This is a genomic window from Acinetobacter sp. CAU_H_S170_2, assembly GCF_058890445.1.
Genome location: NZ_JBZYAE010000001.1, coordinates 1,607,685 through 1,624,495, shown reverse-complemented (window position 1 = coordinate 1,624,495; position 16,811 = coordinate 1,607,685). Strand labels below are relative to the sequence as shown.

Below are 16,811 nucleotides of genomic sequence, written 5' to 3'. Positions count from 1 at the left end.
AGGTCTTAAGAATAGACTAAATTTGTCTAGAAGAGTGGGGGCTATTCACACCTCATTGAAACCCCTTTAAGAAAGGGGATGCCGATCCTCTATATCACCAACGGTGGATGAAGCTTGTCAGCATTCTTAAATATTTATCGTCACCATCACGGCATAGACGTGCGCTTATGGTAAGTCACACTTACATAACTTAGACTTAGAAGATTTGGTGGCTTTAACTATTAAAGCTGTAGTAATGGCATGGGTACACCATCCAGCGACAAACTGGGTGTCAAAGCTAGGTAAGTGAATTACTAGACTTCACTGTAGTTAGTTCTCAATTTTAAATTTTATTAAAGGAAGTATGAAAGTCATACTTCCTTTTCAATCTTCTACACAATAAAACTTTAGAGTTGAAGCCAAAAATAATATTTAAATTAGGTTAGAAAAATAATTACGGTGGGCGCTATCTTGTGGTAAGAGTTCTAATAAGCGTTGTATTGCATCAATTCGATCATGTGTTTGCCCAATAATTCGTAATAATTGATCGATATCCTTTATTTGATAGATCAACTGGCTTAAACGGGCATCAAAACAATGTCTCCATGTGCTGAGTAATGGGCTTTCTGATTTAGATAAAAAGCTACCTTTATATAGCGAGAATGTACTGGATATAAGATTTGCATTTAATGATTGTTCAGCACGTAAAAAATCACATTGAACTTCACAGCTAAGCCTATAAATGCGAGCCTCAATTGAATGGGGTAATAAGCTACGAAGTTGTGAAAGCTCAGCCTTTAGGGTTTTTAGGCTGACACTACGCTCACCATAAAGGGCATAGTGTAACTCTTCTAAACAAATGCCATGGGGATACAAAGCTAAAATGCATAGTATTTCAATTTGACGGTGACTCAAGTTCAATGTATGCCCATTAAATTGAACCCAAGGCGAGCCTAGTGCCTTAATGTATAAAAAATTTTGCTGTTCAAGTTTTATGGCGCGTTGTATTAAATCTGCACAGCGTTCAACTGCAAGCAGCCCTAAAGGCGTATGTTTTTTATATTTTGTGGAAAGGTTAATAATGCCATGAAATTGACCTGATGCTGGATCCCAGATCGGTGCGGCATAACAAACCCAATCACGAACACTGTCCATTTGGTTTTCATGAGAATAGACGCAACTTGAAATTTGGCTGTTCAAGGTCATACCAATCGCATTGGTTCCAACTGCCTGTGTAGACCAATGTCCGCCCTCAATAAAATGTACCTGTTCAGCAGAAGAAAGCATGGCTGAACTACTCCATGTCCATAAGAGAGTCCCGTGATGATCTGTAAGACCAATCGCCATATCTGAATCATCCGCTATTTTGAGTAAGTCAGCATAATTATGCTGAATAGAGCGGCGGAATAAAGACGTTTGATCTTCTTGAGGCAATGCTAAAACAGGGGCAGCATGTACAGTAGTTTGATTAATTAAATGCGTCGTTTGCAGCTGTTTTGCAGATGCGGTATTGAACAGGTTCATATCATATTCCTTTATGATGAGACTGTAATATTTTTAAACTTTAGAAATGAGCTTCAAAATTTATGGTCATTTACGTCATTTCTTCTTGCTTCGATTTTAAATGCTTTTTTCTTTGCTTGGTTAAATTAGATCTTTTGGCTTTACCAGTCCTTGAGCTACTTTAAAAGTGTTCTTATGAGCTGAAAATGACTATTTCCATCTGAAATGTTAATAAACGTAAATAGGATGAAAAGTCATTCGCTCATGTAAGGGTTAGGCACAGCTTCACCATGATACTGACGGTCTGCAAAATAACTTGATCGTACTAATGGCGCACTCCAAATATTTTTAAACGCTAAGCGCTCTCCATGTGTTTGATAATGCTTAAACTCTTGCAACGTAACAAAACGATGAATTGGCGCATGAGATTTAGATGGCTGTAAGTATTGACCGATTGTGACATAGTCTACTTGATAATCTTTCAAATCATTTAATAAGACAATAACCTCAGCCTCGACTTCTCCTAAACCGACCATCAAACCACATTTCGTTGGGATATCAGGGCAGTAGTGTTTAAATTTCTTAAGTAAATCCAATGAATGCTGATAGTCAGCGCCTGGTCGCATGGCTTTATACAGGCGTGGCACGGTTTCAATATTGTGATTAAAGACATCAGGTGGGTTTTTGCTCAGAATCTTAAGTGCAATATCTGCGCGACCACGAAAATCAGGAACTAAAACTTCAATCAAAGTGTCTGGACTGGTTTGACGAATTTCTCGAATGCAATCTGCAAAATGCTGTGCACCACCATCTTTTAAGTCGTCTCGATCAACAGAAGTAATCACGACATACTTTAAGTTTAGATTCTTGACTGTTTCAGCCAGATGCTTTGGCTCATTAGGATCTAGGATATTAGGACGACCATGTGCGACATCACAGAATGGACAGCGTCGAGTACAAATATCTCCCATGATCATAAACGTTGCAGTCCCTCCGCTAAAGCATTGTGGCAAATTGGGGCAGGCCGCTTCTTCACAAACCGTATGTAGTTTCTGTTGTCGTAATAAATCCTTAATGATTTGAACTTCCTCAGGTTGACTAATTTTAGTCCGAATCCATTCTGGCTTTTTCGGTGTCGTTTCCGTTGGAACAACTTTAATTGGAATACGCGCCATTTTTTCAGCGCCACGTAGCTTCTTTCCAGTTAATACTGTGTTATTTAAATCCATTACAAACACTCCATCGTTTAAAATAATTAATATAGATCCCGATATTAAATAAGCTCTTTTAGGTGCTTTAATAAAATTAAAACAGTGCAAAAAACTTATCATATAAAATAAAGGTTGGTTAAAGGTTTGTTTTCATATGTGATTGAACTACTGTAAAATTTTTAAAAATTCTTTAAGTTCTCAACCTTCTGTTTTTAATATTTTTCTCATCTTTTTATGCATTATTTTTTTTTAGTCTAATATGAAATTAAATAAAAATATATTTATATAAATATACGGTTTAAAAATTCAACCATTAATTTTTGGATTTTCTTTTAAGCGTAGTTAATAAGGAACAAAGATATGCAATTAACGGAAGAGCAATTGCTAGCAGCATACAAAAGAATGCGCGACATTCGTGAATTTGAGGATCGACTTCACGATGAAAATAATACAGGTGATATTCCCGGTTTCATCCATTTATATAGCGGCGAGGAAGCTGTTGCCGTAGGGATCTGTGAAAATTTAACAGACAAGGACTTCATTACATCAACGCATCGTGGTCATGGACATTGTATTGCCAAGGGCTGTGACATTCATGCCATGATGTTAGAAATTTTTGGCAAAGATGATGGTTTGTGTCGTGGTAAAGGCGGCTCAATGCACATTGCGGACTTAGATAAAGGCATGCTCGGTGCAAACGGTATTGTGGGTGGTGGTCCACCTTTGGCTATTGGGGCAGCTTTAAGTGCTAAAACACTGAAAAATGGTGGGATTGGTCTATCTTTTACCGGTGATGGCGGATCAAATCAGGGCTTAACTTTTGAAGCCATTAATATGGCTGTCGTGTTAAAGCTCCCTGTCATTTTTGTTTTTGAAAACAACGGTTTTGGTGAAGGCACTGCACACGACTATGCCGTAGGCAGTAAAGACATTGCAGGCCGAGCAGCAGGTTTTGGCTTACCCGCTGAAAAAGTAGATGGAACAGACTTTTTTGCTGTGTATGAAGTTGCACAAAAAGCCATTGAACGTGCCCGCTGTGGTGAAGGTCCGAGTGTGATTGAAACGGTAACAAACCGTTTTTATGGACATTTTGAAGGTGATCCGGGGCTTATCCGTTCCAAAGAAGAACTGGATTATGTCAAAGAACATAAAGACCCATTGAAAATATTCCGTGAAAAAATCAAAGGCAAAATTGACGAAGCCAAGCTAGATGCGATTGATGCCCAGTCTAAAGCCAATGTAGACGATGCCGTTGCAAAAGCACGTGCAGCTAAGTACCCAGAAGTCTCTCAGTTACTTACTGATGTTTATGTCTCTTACTAAAGGAATAGTAGAAAAATGCCAAATAAAAGTTATCGAAACGCAATTAAAGAAGCAATTGAATTAGAAATGCGCCGAGACCCAAGTGTCATTGTGGTTGGTGAAGATGTTCGTGGTGGGCATGGTGGCAAAAATACCGATGACAATAAACTGGAAGGTTTTGGCGGTGTGCTTGGCGTGACCAAAGGCTTATGGACTGAATTTGGTTCTGAGCGAGTCATTGATACTCCAATTACAGAATCTGCGATTATTGGTATGGCGGCAGGTGCTGCTGCAACGGGTTTAAGACCTGTGGCAGATTTAATGTTCATGGATTTTTACGGCGTGTGTTATGACATGCTGTATAACCAAGCGGCTAAATTCCGCTATATGTTTGGTGGCAAAGCCAAAGCGCCACTCGTTGTACGTGGCATGATTGGTGCAGGTTTTTCTGCAGCAGCACAGCATTCTCAGTCGCCATATAACGTATTTGCCTCAGTGCCTGGTTTAAAAGTGGTGGTGCCTTCGAGCGCCTATGATGTGAAAGGGTTGTTGATTCAAGCCATTCGAGATGATGACCCAGTAGTCTTTTGTGAACACAAGTTGTTATATGACATTAAGGGCGAAGTACCAGATGAGGCCTACACCATTCCTTTTGGTGTCGCAAATTACACCCGTGAAGGCACAGATATCACCATTATTGCCTTAAGTTTGATGGTGCATCGTGCCAATGAAGTCGCTGATAAGCTCGCAAAAGAAGGCATTTCGGTTGAAGTGGTTGACCCTAGAACCATTTCACCATTAGACGAAGATGGCATTTTAGAGTCAGTAGCTTCAACAGGTCGTGTGGTGATTGTAGATGAATCAGCAGCACGTTGTGGTTTCGGACATGATGTGGCTGCGCTTATTGCCCAGAAAGGCTTTCATTATCTTAAAGCACCAATCGAATTAGTCACTCCACCACACTCACCCGTACCATTTTCACCAGTACTAGAAAAAGAATGGCTACCTAGTGTAGAACGCATCGAACAGGCTGTACGCAAGACGTTGGAGGCTTAGGATGAGCGAAATTAAAACTTTAGAAATCCCAAAATGGGGTTTGTCCATGGAAGAGGGTACGATTGCCCAATGGCTGATTCAGGAAGGTACCCAATTTAGTAAAGGACAGGAAATTTGTGAAATTGAAACCACAAAAATCGTCAATGTATTGGAGGCACCTTTTGATGGCCTGCTACGAAAAATTATTGCTAACGATGGTGACACACTGGTCGTAGGTGGAATCATTGCAATTTGTGCAGACGCTCAAGTTTCCGATGCAGAAGTTGAAGCATTTGCACAGTCTTTAGGTGGAACACCTGCTGTAACTGAAAATAAAGCGGTAGCAGCGGTTCCTGAAAAAGTCGATGTGGCTCAAGTTGAAACCAAAGTACAAGCTGCTCCTAAACAGAACAGTGTTGATAATGGATCAAAAGCGGTGACTCAGGGCGGATATTCTATTCCTGATGAGTTACAAGGCTACCAACAAAGCGATGATATTTTTGCAACGCCACATGCCTTGAAATTGGCTGAAAAGCATAATGTAAACTTGGCTCAGATTACGGGTTCTGGACGTGAAGGCCGTATCAGTGTTCAAGATATTCAGGCCGCAGTTCAAGCTGCTGGTGGTTCTTGGCCAGATGTACGTCATCAAGCCAGCACGAAAGCCGCGAAATCTAAAGCAGATGACAGTTATGTTCTAGCGACACCTGTTGCCCGCCGTTTGGCAAAACAATGGGGCATTAATTTGCATGATTGTCGCGCATCAGGTTCACGTGGACGAGTCTGTAAGGAAGATGTTGAAGCTGTATATCAACGGGAAAATCCTGTACAAGCTCAACATACTGAGTATGCGCATCCAACAGAGTCTGCAAAATTCACCACCGTAGCTATGAATGGTATGCGTAAAGCAATCGCTGCACGGCTACAAGCGGCAAAACGCAATGCACCACATTTTCGCTTAACGATAGACTTAAATGTTGAGTCGGTTCAGGTTTTGCGTCAGCAAATTAACAGTACTGTACCGCAAGTCAAACTGTCCATTAACGATATGCTGATTAAAGCTGCTGCTGCTGCACTGATTAAAGTTCCACAAGTTAATGTTCAGTTTGATGAAGAGAATCAGCAGATTTTACAGTTTGAACAGGCTGATATTTCGGTTGCTGTAGCCATCGAAAATGGACTGATCACGCCAATTATTAAAGCAGCGAACCGTAAATCTTTGGCGCAAATTTCCAATGATATGCGTGATCTGGCGACACGTGCCAAAACTGGAAAATTGGCACCTAATGAGTTTCAAGGGGGCAGTTTCAGTATTTCCAATTTGGGCATGCTTGGTATTCCACAGTTTGATGCAATTATTAACCCGCCTCAAGGTGCAATTCTAGCCTTAGGTGCAGCAGAGAAACGTGCTGTCGTTGAAAATGATGAGATTGTTGTTCGTGAAATGGTGACCGCAACATTGTCTTGTGATCATCGTGTCATTGATGGTGCGTTGGGTGCTCAATTCTTATCGGCATTTAAGCAGTTTGTCGAAAATCCTGCATTAATTTTGGTGTAGGAGGAATAGCCATGTCAGATACACAATTTGATCTTGTGGTTATTGGTGCTGGTCCTGGAGGATATGTCGCTGCGATTCGCGCAGCGCAACTGGGATTAAAAACTGCAATCGTTGAAAAACAACACTTAGGCGGAGTGTGTCTTAATTGGGGATGCATTCCAACCAAGGCATTATTGAGCGGGGCTGCGCTTGCACAGCAGTTCAAACATGCAGGGCAGTTTGGCTTTACTCTTAACGCGATTGATTTTGACATTCAAAAACTGGTCCATCATAGCAGACAGGTTTCTGAGCAACTGGTACAAGGTATCGGTCAATTATTGAAAAAAAATCAAATCACTGTTTTTAACGCGGCAGCCCAGTTTATTGCCAAAGAGCAATTAGAGCTTACAGATGCGAATGGTCAAAAACAGCAGATTTCTGCACCGCATATTATTGTCGCAACAGGTGCACGTGCGGCCAATTTGCCTCATATTCCTGTAGATGGCCATCAGGTCTGGAGTTATAAAGAAGCTTTAGTTCCAGAACAATTACCAAAATCTTTACTGGTCATTGGTTCGGGGGCTATAGGCAGTGAGTTTGCAAGCCTATACCAAGACTTAGGCTGCCAAGTTACCTTGGTTGATATTGCAAAGCAGATTCTCCCTAGCGAAGACATTGAAGTTGCGAAGTATGTACAAAAGCAATTTGAACAGCAGGGTATGCAGGTTTTAACCGAAGCGACTGTAAAAAAAATAGAAACTGATCAGACTCAAGTACATTGTCATATTGAAACTGCCACAGGTGTGCAAATCATTACTGTTGAAAAGGTGCTTTCAGCTATTGGCGTGAAACCGAATGCTGAAAATCTTGGCCTAGAAGCTTTGGGAGTTGAATTTGAGAATGGTTTTATTAAAGTCGACTCATGGTGTAAAACCAATGTAGTGGGCATTTATGCAATTGGTGATGTCGCAGGTGCACCGTGTTTGGCACACAAAGCCAGTCATGAAGCCATTCTTTGTGTGGAGAAAATTGCAGGCCTAAGTCATGTACATGCTTTAGATCGTACACAAATTCCGGGCTGTATCTTTACCCATCCACAAGTGGCCAGTATTGGTTTGACAGAACAGAAAGCGAAAGCTACGGGCTTGAATATCAATGTGGGTAAGTTTCCTTTACAAGCGAATGGTAAAGCATTGGCTTTGGGCGATAGCGCAGGATTTATTAAAACCATTTTTAGTCAGGAAACGGGTGAATTGTTGGGTGCTCACATGGTTGGACATGAAGTCACCGAACACATTCAAGGTTTTGCCATCGCGAAATACCTAGAAGCTACAGATGAAAGCTTAGCGCAGGTCATTTTCCCTCATCCTACTTTGTCTGAGGCGATGCATGAGTCGGTCTTGTCGGCGATGCAACGTGCAATCCATATTTAAGGAGTCGCAACATGCCTAGAGGTTTAAACAACAAAGTTGCTTTAATTACGGGTGCGGCACAAGGCATTGGACGTGGTATTGCCTTACGTTTAGCACAAGAAGGTGTACATATTGCCTTGGTCGATCTTCATCAAGAAAAGTTAAATACTGTTCAACAAGAGGTTGAAGCCTTTGGCGTAAAAGCCACCACATTTATTGCGGATATTTCAGATCCAATACAAATCAGTGACGCTATTAATCATGCAGAATCGACACTTAATGGCTTTGATATCATGATTAATAATGCAGGTATTGCACAAGTCAAAGCTTTGGCAGAAGTAACGCCGAGTGAATTTAACCAAATTATGAACATCAATGTCGGTGGTGTACTTTGGGGGATTCAAGCCGCAGCAAATAAATTTAAACAACGCCAACAGGCTGGAAAAATTATTAATGCATGCTCAATAGCAGGTCATGAAGGCTTTGCTTTACTCGGTGTTTATTCGGCAACTAAATTTGCAGTTCGTGCATTGACGCAAGCTGCGGCTAAAGAATATGCCAGTGTTGAAATTACTGTAAATAGTTATTGTCCGGGTGTTGTTGGTACAGACATGTGGGTCGAAATAGATCAGCGGTTCTCTGAAATTACAGGTGCACCAATTGGTCAAACGTATAAAAAATATGTAGATGGTATTGCTTTAGGACGTGCTGAAACACCAGATGACGTGGCTGCATTAGTTGCATTTTTAGCCAGCGAGGATGCAAACTATATTACAGGTCAGTCTATTTTGACAGATGGTGGAATGGTTTACCGTTAATATCAACATAAGGAATACACAATGAAAGCAGCTCGTTTTTATGATCGAGGGGATATTCGAATTGAAGATATCCCTGAACCGAAAGTACTTCCAGGCACAGTTGGAATTCAAGTTGCATGGTGCGGTATTTGCGGTACAGATTTACATGAATTCATGGAAGGCCCTATTTTTATTCCACCTTGTGGTCATCCACATCCAATTTCGGGAGAATCTGCACCTGTAACAATGGGACATGAATTTTCAGGCGTAGTTTATGCAGTTGGTGAGGGTGTAGACGATATCCAAATTGGACAACATGTCGTAGTTGAACCCTATATTATTGCGGATGATGTCCCGACTGGCCTGAATGATAAGTATCATTTATCAAAAAATATGAACTTTATTGGTTTAGGCGGACGTGGCGGCGGTCTTTCTGAAAAAATTGCAGTTCAACGACGTTGGGTACATCCTATTTCAAATGATATTCCCTTAGATCAGGCCGCATTGATAGAACCTTTATCTGTCGGTCATCATGCCTATGTCAGAAGTGGTGCAAAAGCTGGCGATATAGCACTGGTTGGTGGAGCAGGCCCTATAGGCTTACTTTTATCAGCCATTTTAAAGGCTAAAGGTCTCACGGTCATCATTACTGAATTGAGTGCAAAGCGTAAAGAAAAAGCGATAGAAGCGGGTGTTGCAGATTATGTGCTAGATCCATCTAAGGTTGATGTGGTCGCTGAAGTGATGAAAATTACGGAAGACCGTGGTGTTGATGTCGCTTTTGAATGTAGTAGTGTTAATAAAGTCATGGATACACTGGTGGCGGCGATGAAACCAACTGGTGTGGTCGTTATCGTTTCGATTTGGAGCCATCCTGCCACAATTAATGTGCATAGTGTGGTTATGAAAGAGCTAGATATTCGTGGCACGATTGCTTATGTCAATGACCATCAGGAAACCATCCGCTTAGTCGAGCAAGGTAAGATTAATCTAGAACCTTTTATTACCCAACGTATTGCATTAGATGATCTTGTTTCTAAAGGCTTTGAAACGCTGATTCATAATAATGAGTCTGCAGTAAAAATTATTGTTCATCCGTAGTAAAACCTAATTTTAACGACAAATTTGAATAAGCTAGAAATAAACTTTATGTAGCTATTTCTAATATCTTTAGCGATAGGGAGTGACTCTGTACTTACAGATTCATTCTCAAATTTAAAGTGTTGAGTGCCAGTATGATTTTGATCATACAGCCTAGTAAAGATAGAAAATAAGTTTTTTAAATAAACCATAGGGATATAGACTAAATTTTGCTAGGAGAGTGGTGGCAGCCCACCACCAATTAAAAGATGTCTACAAAATCATTGGCTATTCAATAGGTTTAGTTTACTGTTTGGTATAAAATATTAGACTGAGGTTGGGGTTTTGAAAGCTACGATTTCTGTTTGGCTTTTTGGCATAAGACATACAAATATAAGCTTTCTACTTTTTCACGTGCCCATGGTGTGGTACGTAAAAATCGCAATGATGACTTAACACTTGGATCTATGCAAAAACATCTAATTTCAATTTTACGACTTAAGCCTTCAATGAAGAGGTTGTTATGATTTCAAATGTTTTAATTTTAAAAAACCACTAGTGTAAAATGGTTTGATGTGAGGGGTATGTATTTTTATAAAGTTGAGTTTTTTGAATTTTAACGTGTTAAATATATTTTACTATCTTAATTTTTTTTGTTTTTTATAGTGCTAATTATTTGAAAGTGTAAATTATTAACTTGAGGGTGGTTTGGTTGTAATTATGGGTTCGGATAAGTTGGTGGTTTAAATTGTTTAATTTTATTGAAATAAAGACCTAATATGGCTGAATAATATATTGGTTATATCGAAATGTTTAAAGTATCGAGTTGTTAGTTAAATTAATTATCTACTACTTTTAGAAGAATTCTTTAGAGGTGTTAAATGAGTCAAGGTTTGGATGAAATAGAGGTACGTCTTACTATAGAAGAAGACTGGGAAATTCTTAAAACAGTTCGTTTGGAGTCACTTCTAGATAGTCCCGATGTTTTTTCTGCCACTTATGCCATTGTTGAGAAATATAGTGAATCTGAATGGCGTGATAGGGCTGCGCATAAAACTAAATATCAATATATTTTAGCAATCAAAGATACCCAAGCTATTGGAATTGTTGGCGGGATACAAAATTCAGCTCATGATTTTAACTTAGTGGCGATGTGGGTAAATCCTAAATTTCGTGGAAAGGGAATTGCAGATATTTTGATCTCTACTATTAAGGAGCTAGCGATTTCTAAAGGGCACAATAGGATTGTATTAAGTGTATCACCTGGAAACTCTAGAGCTGTTGATGTTTATTCTAGACATGGTTTTGTTTTTATATCTGAGTGGGAGGTTTTACCACTTAGTTCTGGTGAAAAAAATCAAAAAATGGAATGTTCCGCATTATTTTAATTTGCATTAGGAACTGGTCAAAAATCAAAATGTGCAAGATTATATTCTACTATTTAGTAGGTGAATATGTTGAGTACTATTAAATTAATTTTGGAAGTATAATTAATGAAGTCATTAATTAAAAATTCAACTAATTTTTTTCCTCTTTCATTTGAACAAGAGCAATTTCTGTCCAAGGAGGAGGTCAAATGTGTTAATGAATTTAATAATATATCTGCGATGACTCGACTAATTGGGCAAGTTCAAATACCAGAGATGCTAGCTGCCTTGAATGAAATTGTGCGTCGTCATGAGATATTTCGTACCACATTTAATATATCTGACCAGTTTTTAGTACAAACCATTGCAGCACAATCCTTTAATCATTTCCTGATTCATGCTCTTAAAATTATGATTTATCTCACTTTTAATTGTTTTATTGGCTTTTGAAAAGTTATTTATAATTTTTTTCTTTATTGTCATATATTTATTCAAGTTTTCTTTAATTTTTTGAATTTCTTTTAACGTGAGTTGTGGTTGTGATTGGATGCTTAAGTATTCATCAATCAAAAAGTTGTAAAACTTTAGAAAGGATCTAATTCTATGACCAATTGTTGTGTAATTGGTATGGTCTGTATTTCTTAGCCGAATAAGATTGCTATCAACTTTTTTATTATTTTCTAAATAGACAATGAAATTATCAATTTCACCTTGAATGATCTCAAAATTGTAGGATGTCGAGTAGAACGACTCACAAAAGGATGTTGAAAACTTTTCATGCCAAAATTCATACCAAAATTTTATTGCGATTAAATCTGCATGCTGTGTGGATATGCTTTGAAATCTAAGGAATTTCATTGTGTACAGCATAGGGTACAAACATGGACAAGATGAATTTAGATCAAATAAAAGAATAATTTGATTTTCGTTTGAGACTTTCTTTTCTAAATGAATTGTTTTTAAAGCAAACATAGTAAAGTTTATGAAGTATTCTCAAGGTAAACATATCATATTTTATAAGTGAAATAGAAATCACTTAAGTTATTGAATTTTGGTTTAAGTAAGAAGGATATGAAGTTATGGTTAGGTGTATCGGATTTAACATAAAATTACGTTATGCGACATCAAGCGCAAAAGAGAAGGGCGATAAATTCGCCCTTTTTTATTTATAAATCTAATAGTCTGGATCGACATAGATTATCAGTCTTTTTTTAGTACTTCTTCACGATATTTCATTACATCGGAAGTTTTTATATCTTTTAGATGTTTTCTTATAAGTGTATGAAGAACATCAGATTCTTTTATGCGTGACTTCGTTTCAATCATCATATTTAAAGTAAGTTCCTGAAGCATTTCTTCCTCTTCATCTCGAATTCTAACTGTAGTGGACATTTAGTTGCTCCATGTGATTTGTAATTTATATCGTATTACATGTTGTTTTGTAACATCTGACATATTATTTTTCAGTCAAATGTAACTTGTGACAAATTACAAATGACTAAAGAACAAGCTTTTGAAGACGTATCTAAGATTATTTTCGACCGTGCATGTCAATTAATTGTCGGGGGAAATCCTGCTTACGAATCAGAGATGGTTCTTTTTCACATTGAAATGGTCATGACAGAGTGGGGCTATCGTTCTGCAAAAGTTGCTGAGTACTGCGATTCACTAAAACAAGAAAACGACATCATGCGTGATATGGGGATTGAATAATGTTGAACAAAAAACAATCAATACCGCAAGTTTGTACGTGGGGAATGGGATTTTTAGATACCCCCATTAATAAGATGCCGGTAAAGATTTATGCGTGTAAACCCACATTTGTACAAAACTGGAAGCTATGACAGATCAAAGGGCGTTTTAACCAAGGCTGACTATGTGTACATGCGCGATCTACTGGAGACTGTGCTAGAACAACTGCAAAATTCAGAATTAGATAACGATAAAGAAATAGATCAGCTCAAACAGTTTTTTATTAAGTTAGATCATCACATCGATAGGCTGCGCGCGTAGATTTCGGCATAACGTATATTATGTTCATTAGCGTACTCGGCATTGTGAATATAATTTTACTGAGATTCACAATGTCGAGCTGTAGCACCAACTGAGGTTGCGTAGGCTACAGTCTTGGATATTCTATTTAACTTATGTTTACCTAAAGTCTAGTTCATAATTTAATTTTTAAATATTTTAATAAAATTTAAATAGTTATCAATAAAATTTATTATACTAGAAAAAATAGGTTCATGAACTAACTAAAAAATTAAATTCTAGACCTTATTTTTTTAAATATGCAGATTGAACTACAACACTGATTAATAGGACTTACGCATTGACGGATTCAAAAAAGTATTAAAATACTTTATAAAGTATCTGTGATCAGACGAATTAAAAATGCTTCTACAGCAACTTGTACTCTACCCATTTATATGGGCTTTCTCATGACAGAACCGAACTCTATTAGCTGCACACAACTTGCCGAGACTTATAATATCTCGCATGATAGTGTAAATCGCTTTCTAGAGCGTGAAGACTACACACCTCACGACCTATATCAAGAAGCAATTCAACATATTGATAATAATAAACTTATAGTCAGTATTGATGATACTGTTTTAGATAAACCATATAGTCAACATATGGACTTGGTTGGCTATTTTTGGTCAGGCAAACACCACCGATCCGTCAAGGGGATTAATCTCATTACCTTGTATGCGACAGATCAGAATGGTCAAAATATTCCAATTAATTTCCGAATTTATGACAAATCTGAGGGTAAAACCAAGAATGATTACTTTATGGATATGTTAAGTGAAGTACTTAGTTGGGGTGCAAAGATTCAATTTATTACAGGTGATAGTTGGTATTCATCGACTGCAAATCTAAAAACCATAAGAAAACATGGTATTCGATTTATGTTTGGTATCGACTGTAACCGTAAGGTTTCCCCAGAAAAAGGACAATGGTTTCAACTGCGTTTATTGCCGAATTTCCATCAGGGTCAAGTGGTCTGGCTCAAAGATTTTGGCTTTGTACAATTATTTAAGACTCAGTTAAAAGAACAGCAGAGGTTTTATATTGTGCATCAAGATGAAGATGATTTATTGTCCTTTGAGGGTTTTCATGAATTACATTCAAGTCATTGGAAAATAGAACAATATCACCGAGTGATTAAACAGGTTTGTCATATTGAAAAGTTTCAAGTAAGACGATCTAAACTGATTTTGAATCATATTTTTTCAGCCTTGATGGCCTACGTTGAGATACAAAAGAACCAGTTTGAGGGGATCTTTGCAAATGTATATCGTTGGCAGAAGAAATTATTTAGACCAATGATCAAAAACTTCATTGATGACTTTATTCTCGATAAAAATCATCTGCTACCACAGAGAGTCTATAAATAACAGTGCGTAAGTCCTAATTAAATAAAATATTGTGCACCTTGCTCATTTCGTGCGTATCTACCTATATTTAAAAGTAGGATGAAGCATTCACATTGAATAAAAATGGATTGGGCTTATAGGAAAAATGGACAAATTAGAACTAATAGATGGTTAAGATTAATTTTTTAGAACTCCAGAAGATATAACCATCTGTTATCGTATTTTTTGGGTGAAAGAATGCCCTTATTGCTAGCTTAGAAATGTAATTAACCTATTGGTCGAAGAAGCTGATCAATCTTCTAAATGGTTTTGACTATAAAGTGTTCATCATGGATAGTCGGGATATTGATGCTTCGCAGCCTACAAACCTTATTTAAAAAATGTAATCCCAAAAGGATCTTTTAAGCTCCTTTTGGGATTTTTGTAGCATATGTTGTTAACCAACCCGAATCCTGTAAAAAAACTATATTATTGATCCTATGATTATTAAAAATAAAATTCTTATTCACGATTTGGGTCAACTAGAATCAAAAATCTTTAGATAGACCTACTGTAATTACATGATTTTCATTTTTTAAGTTGGTTCCTAGACTTGTTCCTGTACCTTTAACTTCATTATCTAAAGCATATTCATAAGCTAAATTTAAAGTCCCGAATTTAAAACGATGACCATATCCAACAGTCCATGCTTGGTTTGCTACAGCATTGGCATAAAAGTTAACTAATGTATCTTTTGAATCTACAGTCTCATTTGCATGGTTATAGCCTAATCGAATATTAGAAGTATCATTTAATTGATAATCTAATCCTAGTCGATACACTTTTTGATTTTGCCAATTGAAGCCACTATCTTTACCTAGTCCATCGGAATCTTCCCAATTAATATATTGGAAGTCTGCTGCCAGGGTAAGACGGTTGTCCAAATTATATTTTAAACCAATCCCATAACGTTCAGGTAAATTGATTCGGCCTTTGCTTTGGGCAAGCAAATCCTCTTTGTAACCATCGAGCTTGGTGAATTGAGTCTCGCTAATATAAGATATACCTAAATACCAATCAGGCTGAAAATTCCAAGTACTACCTAGTGTATAACCAAAGCCATAAGCCCATTGGTTACCATGACTTGGCAAAAAAACTGGTGAACCTTGCGGGTCTGTTCCTGCCAGAACCCCTTTGGCTCTAAATTGTTCAATTCCAAGATTTAATGCAAGACCGATACTGAGTTCTGGAATCGGTCGATAAGAAAATGAAGGATTAATCGTTACAATCGCAAGATTATCTTTTGCATTATCAGCAGGGTAGCCATGTAATGCACTTTTATCATAGTCAACAGAAGCACCTGCACCAATACTGCTAAGTCCGATGCTGAATTGGTTATCTACATGGTGTACTAAGGCCCAACTTGGAATTGGTATAAACTGTGTGGAGCTATGCTCCTCAGTTTGGCCTAAAAAATTCGCTTTGGAATGGACGCTGAGTAATGCTAATTGTGCATCTGCACCAGCATTTTGAAAACTAAGGTTTGCCGGATTTTCACTGATGGATGTCCGGTCCGAACCTGCTGCGATACTAACACCCCCCATACCAGCTGAAACTTGTCCAGTACCTGTCAATAAAATTCCATTGAATGCGTGAGCTGAAAGCGGGAATAGCATGGCGAGTGATCCAGCCAAATAGTATTTTTTCATGATTTCTTCCTTAAAATATTGGTTTAACTAACTGAGCTATTACATTTAGTGTTATTGTTTGATCCATGTAGCACTGCGGCCTATCGGTGAATTATTTAAATATCCCCTTATAATCATTCGGTTGCCTTTTCTATTTAATTTGGCTTTTCCGTCATATAATTTGCCGTCTACAGGATCCAAAATTTTCCCATCGATAAATTCTGATGGATTTATTTTGCTCGGCTTAAATCCCCAAATAAAAGTTGTGCCTATAAAGGGTTTATCTTTAAATTCACCAGTGCAATGCGTGCAGGTGTCTTCCACTTTTGTTCCAGGAATGGGGTAAAGTTTGGTAATGACCCCCTCATATAGTCCTTGTTTGTTTTTGTGAATAGTGACTTCAGTCAGGGCATATCCCGTGCGGTCATCTATTGTTTTCCATTTGCCATTCAATACATCACTATCCGCAAAACATGACAGTGACGTCATTAAACAGGTCAAGAAGCAGCTATATTTCATTAGAGCAATCCTTAACTCT

At 37.9% G+C, this 16,811-nt stretch carries 15 protein-coding genes and 2 pseudogenes; 10 read left to right on the top strand and 7 right to left on the bottom strand.

What is annotated here, in order from left to right:
- Positions 1-411: 411 nt before the first annotated feature.
- Positions 412-1,503 (bottom strand): sigma-54-dependent transcriptional regulator family protein, encoded by a 1,092-nt coding sequence (locus AC5EUN_RS07915; protein WP_010326706.1) that lies wholly within the window; start codon positions 1,501-1,503, stop codon positions 412-414.
- A gap of 233 nt (positions 1,504-1,736) precedes the next feature.
- Positions 1,737-2,711: a lipoyl synthase gene (gene lipA, locus AC5EUN_RS07910; protein ID WP_010326707.1), complete on the bottom strand. Its 975-nt coding sequence runs from the start codon at positions 2,709-2,711 to the stop codon at positions 1,737-1,739.
- Between the two features lie 342 nt (positions 2,712-3,053).
- Here lipA and AC5EUN_RS07905 point away from each other — a divergent pair, with 342 nt between their 5' ends.
- From AC5EUN_RS07905 to AC5EUN_RS07880, 6 genes are read left to right on the top strand one after another with little or no spacing between them, the layout of a single operon-like run.
- The gene (locus AC5EUN_RS07905) at positions 3,054-4,016 is read left to right on the top strand and encodes a thiamine pyrophosphate-dependent dehydrogenase E1 component subunit alpha (RefSeq protein ID WP_010326708.1); all 963 of its coding nucleotides are present in this window, start codon (positions 3,054-3,056) and stop codon (positions 4,014-4,016) included.
- 15 nt (positions 4,017-4,031) lie between these two features.
- Positions 4,032-5,051: an alpha-ketoacid dehydrogenase subunit beta gene (locus AC5EUN_RS07900; protein ID WP_004979604.1), complete on the top strand. Its 1,020-nt coding sequence runs from the start codon at positions 4,032-4,034 to the stop codon at positions 5,049-5,051.
- 1 nt (position 5,052) lies between these two features.
- Complete coding sequence (locus AC5EUN_RS07895; protein WP_029575024.1) at positions 5,053-6,588, top strand: dihydrolipoamide acetyltransferase family protein; 1,536 nt, start codon at positions 5,053-5,055, stop codon at positions 6,586-6,588.
- 11 nt (positions 6,589-6,599) lie between these two features.
- A complete protein-coding gene (gene lpdA / locus AC5EUN_RS07890) occupies positions 6,600-8,000 on the top strand; it encodes a dihydrolipoyl dehydrogenase (RefSeq protein ID WP_493352243.1) in 1,401 nt (466 codons plus the stop codon).
- A gap of 11 nt (positions 8,001-8,011) precedes the next feature.
- Positions 8,012-8,797, top strand: a complete 786-nt coding sequence (locus AC5EUN_RS07885; protein WP_108619593.1) for an acetoin reductase — start codon at positions 8,012-8,014, stop codon at positions 8,795-8,797.
- Positions 8,798-8,818: 21 nt separating this feature from the next.
- On the top strand, positions 8,819-9,877 hold the full coding sequence (locus AC5EUN_RS07880) for a 2,3-butanediol dehydrogenase (RefSeq protein ID WP_010326712.1): 1,059 nt from the start codon (positions 8,819-8,821) through the stop codon (positions 9,875-9,877).
- Positions 9,878-10,208: 331 nt separating this feature from the next.
- On the opposite strand, the pseudogene AC5EUN_RS07875 reads toward AC5EUN_RS07880, so the two are convergent.
- Positions 10,209-10,364, bottom strand: a pseudogene (locus AC5EUN_RS07875) (VF530 family DNA-binding protein); the annotation flags it as partial.
- Positions 10,365-10,737: 373 nt separating this feature from the next.
- Between AC5EUN_RS07875 and AC5EUN_RS07870 the strand changes: the two are divergent.
- Entirely contained in the window at positions 10,738-11,244 is a 507-nt protein-coding gene (locus AC5EUN_RS07870) for a GNAT family N-acetyltransferase (RefSeq protein WP_004692085.1), read from the top strand.
- A gap of 105 nt (positions 11,245-11,349) precedes the next feature.
- Positions 11,350-11,673, top strand: coding sequence for a condensation domain-containing protein (locus tag AC5EUN_RS07865; protein ID WP_129556769.1), 324 nt, complete (start codon positions 11,350-11,352; stop codon positions 11,671-11,673).
- On the opposite strand, the pseudogene AC5EUN_RS07860 reads toward AC5EUN_RS07865, so the two are convergent.
- Both AC5EUN_RS07860 and AC5EUN_RS07855 read right to left on the bottom strand, forming a co-directional pair.
- A pseudogene (locus AC5EUN_RS07860) lies at positions 11,596-12,195 on the bottom strand (site-specific integrase); the annotation flags it as partial. The gene AC5EUN_RS07865 and the pseudogene AC5EUN_RS07860 sit on opposite strands and share 78 nt — an antisense overlap.
- A 228-nt stretch (positions 12,196-12,423) precedes the next feature.
- Entirely contained in the window at positions 12,424-12,615 is a 192-nt protein-coding gene (locus AC5EUN_RS07855) for a hypothetical protein (RefSeq protein ID WP_004979651.1), read from the bottom strand.
- Between the two features lie 102 nt (positions 12,616-12,717).
- Here AC5EUN_RS07855 and AC5EUN_RS07850 point away from each other — a divergent pair, with 102 nt between their 5' ends.
- On the top strand, positions 12,718-12,936 hold the full coding sequence (locus AC5EUN_RS07850; protein WP_010326714.1) for a hypothetical protein: 219 nt from the start codon (positions 12,718-12,720) through the stop codon (positions 12,934-12,936).
- A gap of 662 nt (positions 12,937-13,598) precedes the next feature.
- Positions 13,599-14,627, top strand: a complete 1,029-nt coding sequence (locus AC5EUN_RS07845; RefSeq protein WP_074964441.1) for an IS701 family transposase — start codon at positions 13,599-13,601, stop codon at positions 14,625-14,627.
- Positions 14,628-15,133: 506 nt separating this feature from the next.
- Here AC5EUN_RS07845 and AC5EUN_RS07840 read toward each other — a convergent pair.
- Together AC5EUN_RS07840 and AC5EUN_RS07835 are read right to left on the bottom strand one after the other, a co-directional pair.
- A complete protein-coding gene (locus AC5EUN_RS07840) occupies positions 15,134-16,294 on the bottom strand; it encodes an OmpP1/FadL family transporter (RefSeq protein ID WP_493352242.1) in 1,161 nt (386 codons plus the stop codon).
- Positions 16,295-16,345: 51 nt separating this feature from the next.
- Positions 16,346-16,792 (bottom strand): DUF2147 domain-containing protein, encoded by a 447-nt coding sequence (locus tag AC5EUN_RS07835; protein ID WP_493352241.1) that lies wholly within the window; start codon positions 16,790-16,792, stop codon positions 16,346-16,348.
- Positions 16,793-16,811: the final 19 nt, after the last annotated feature.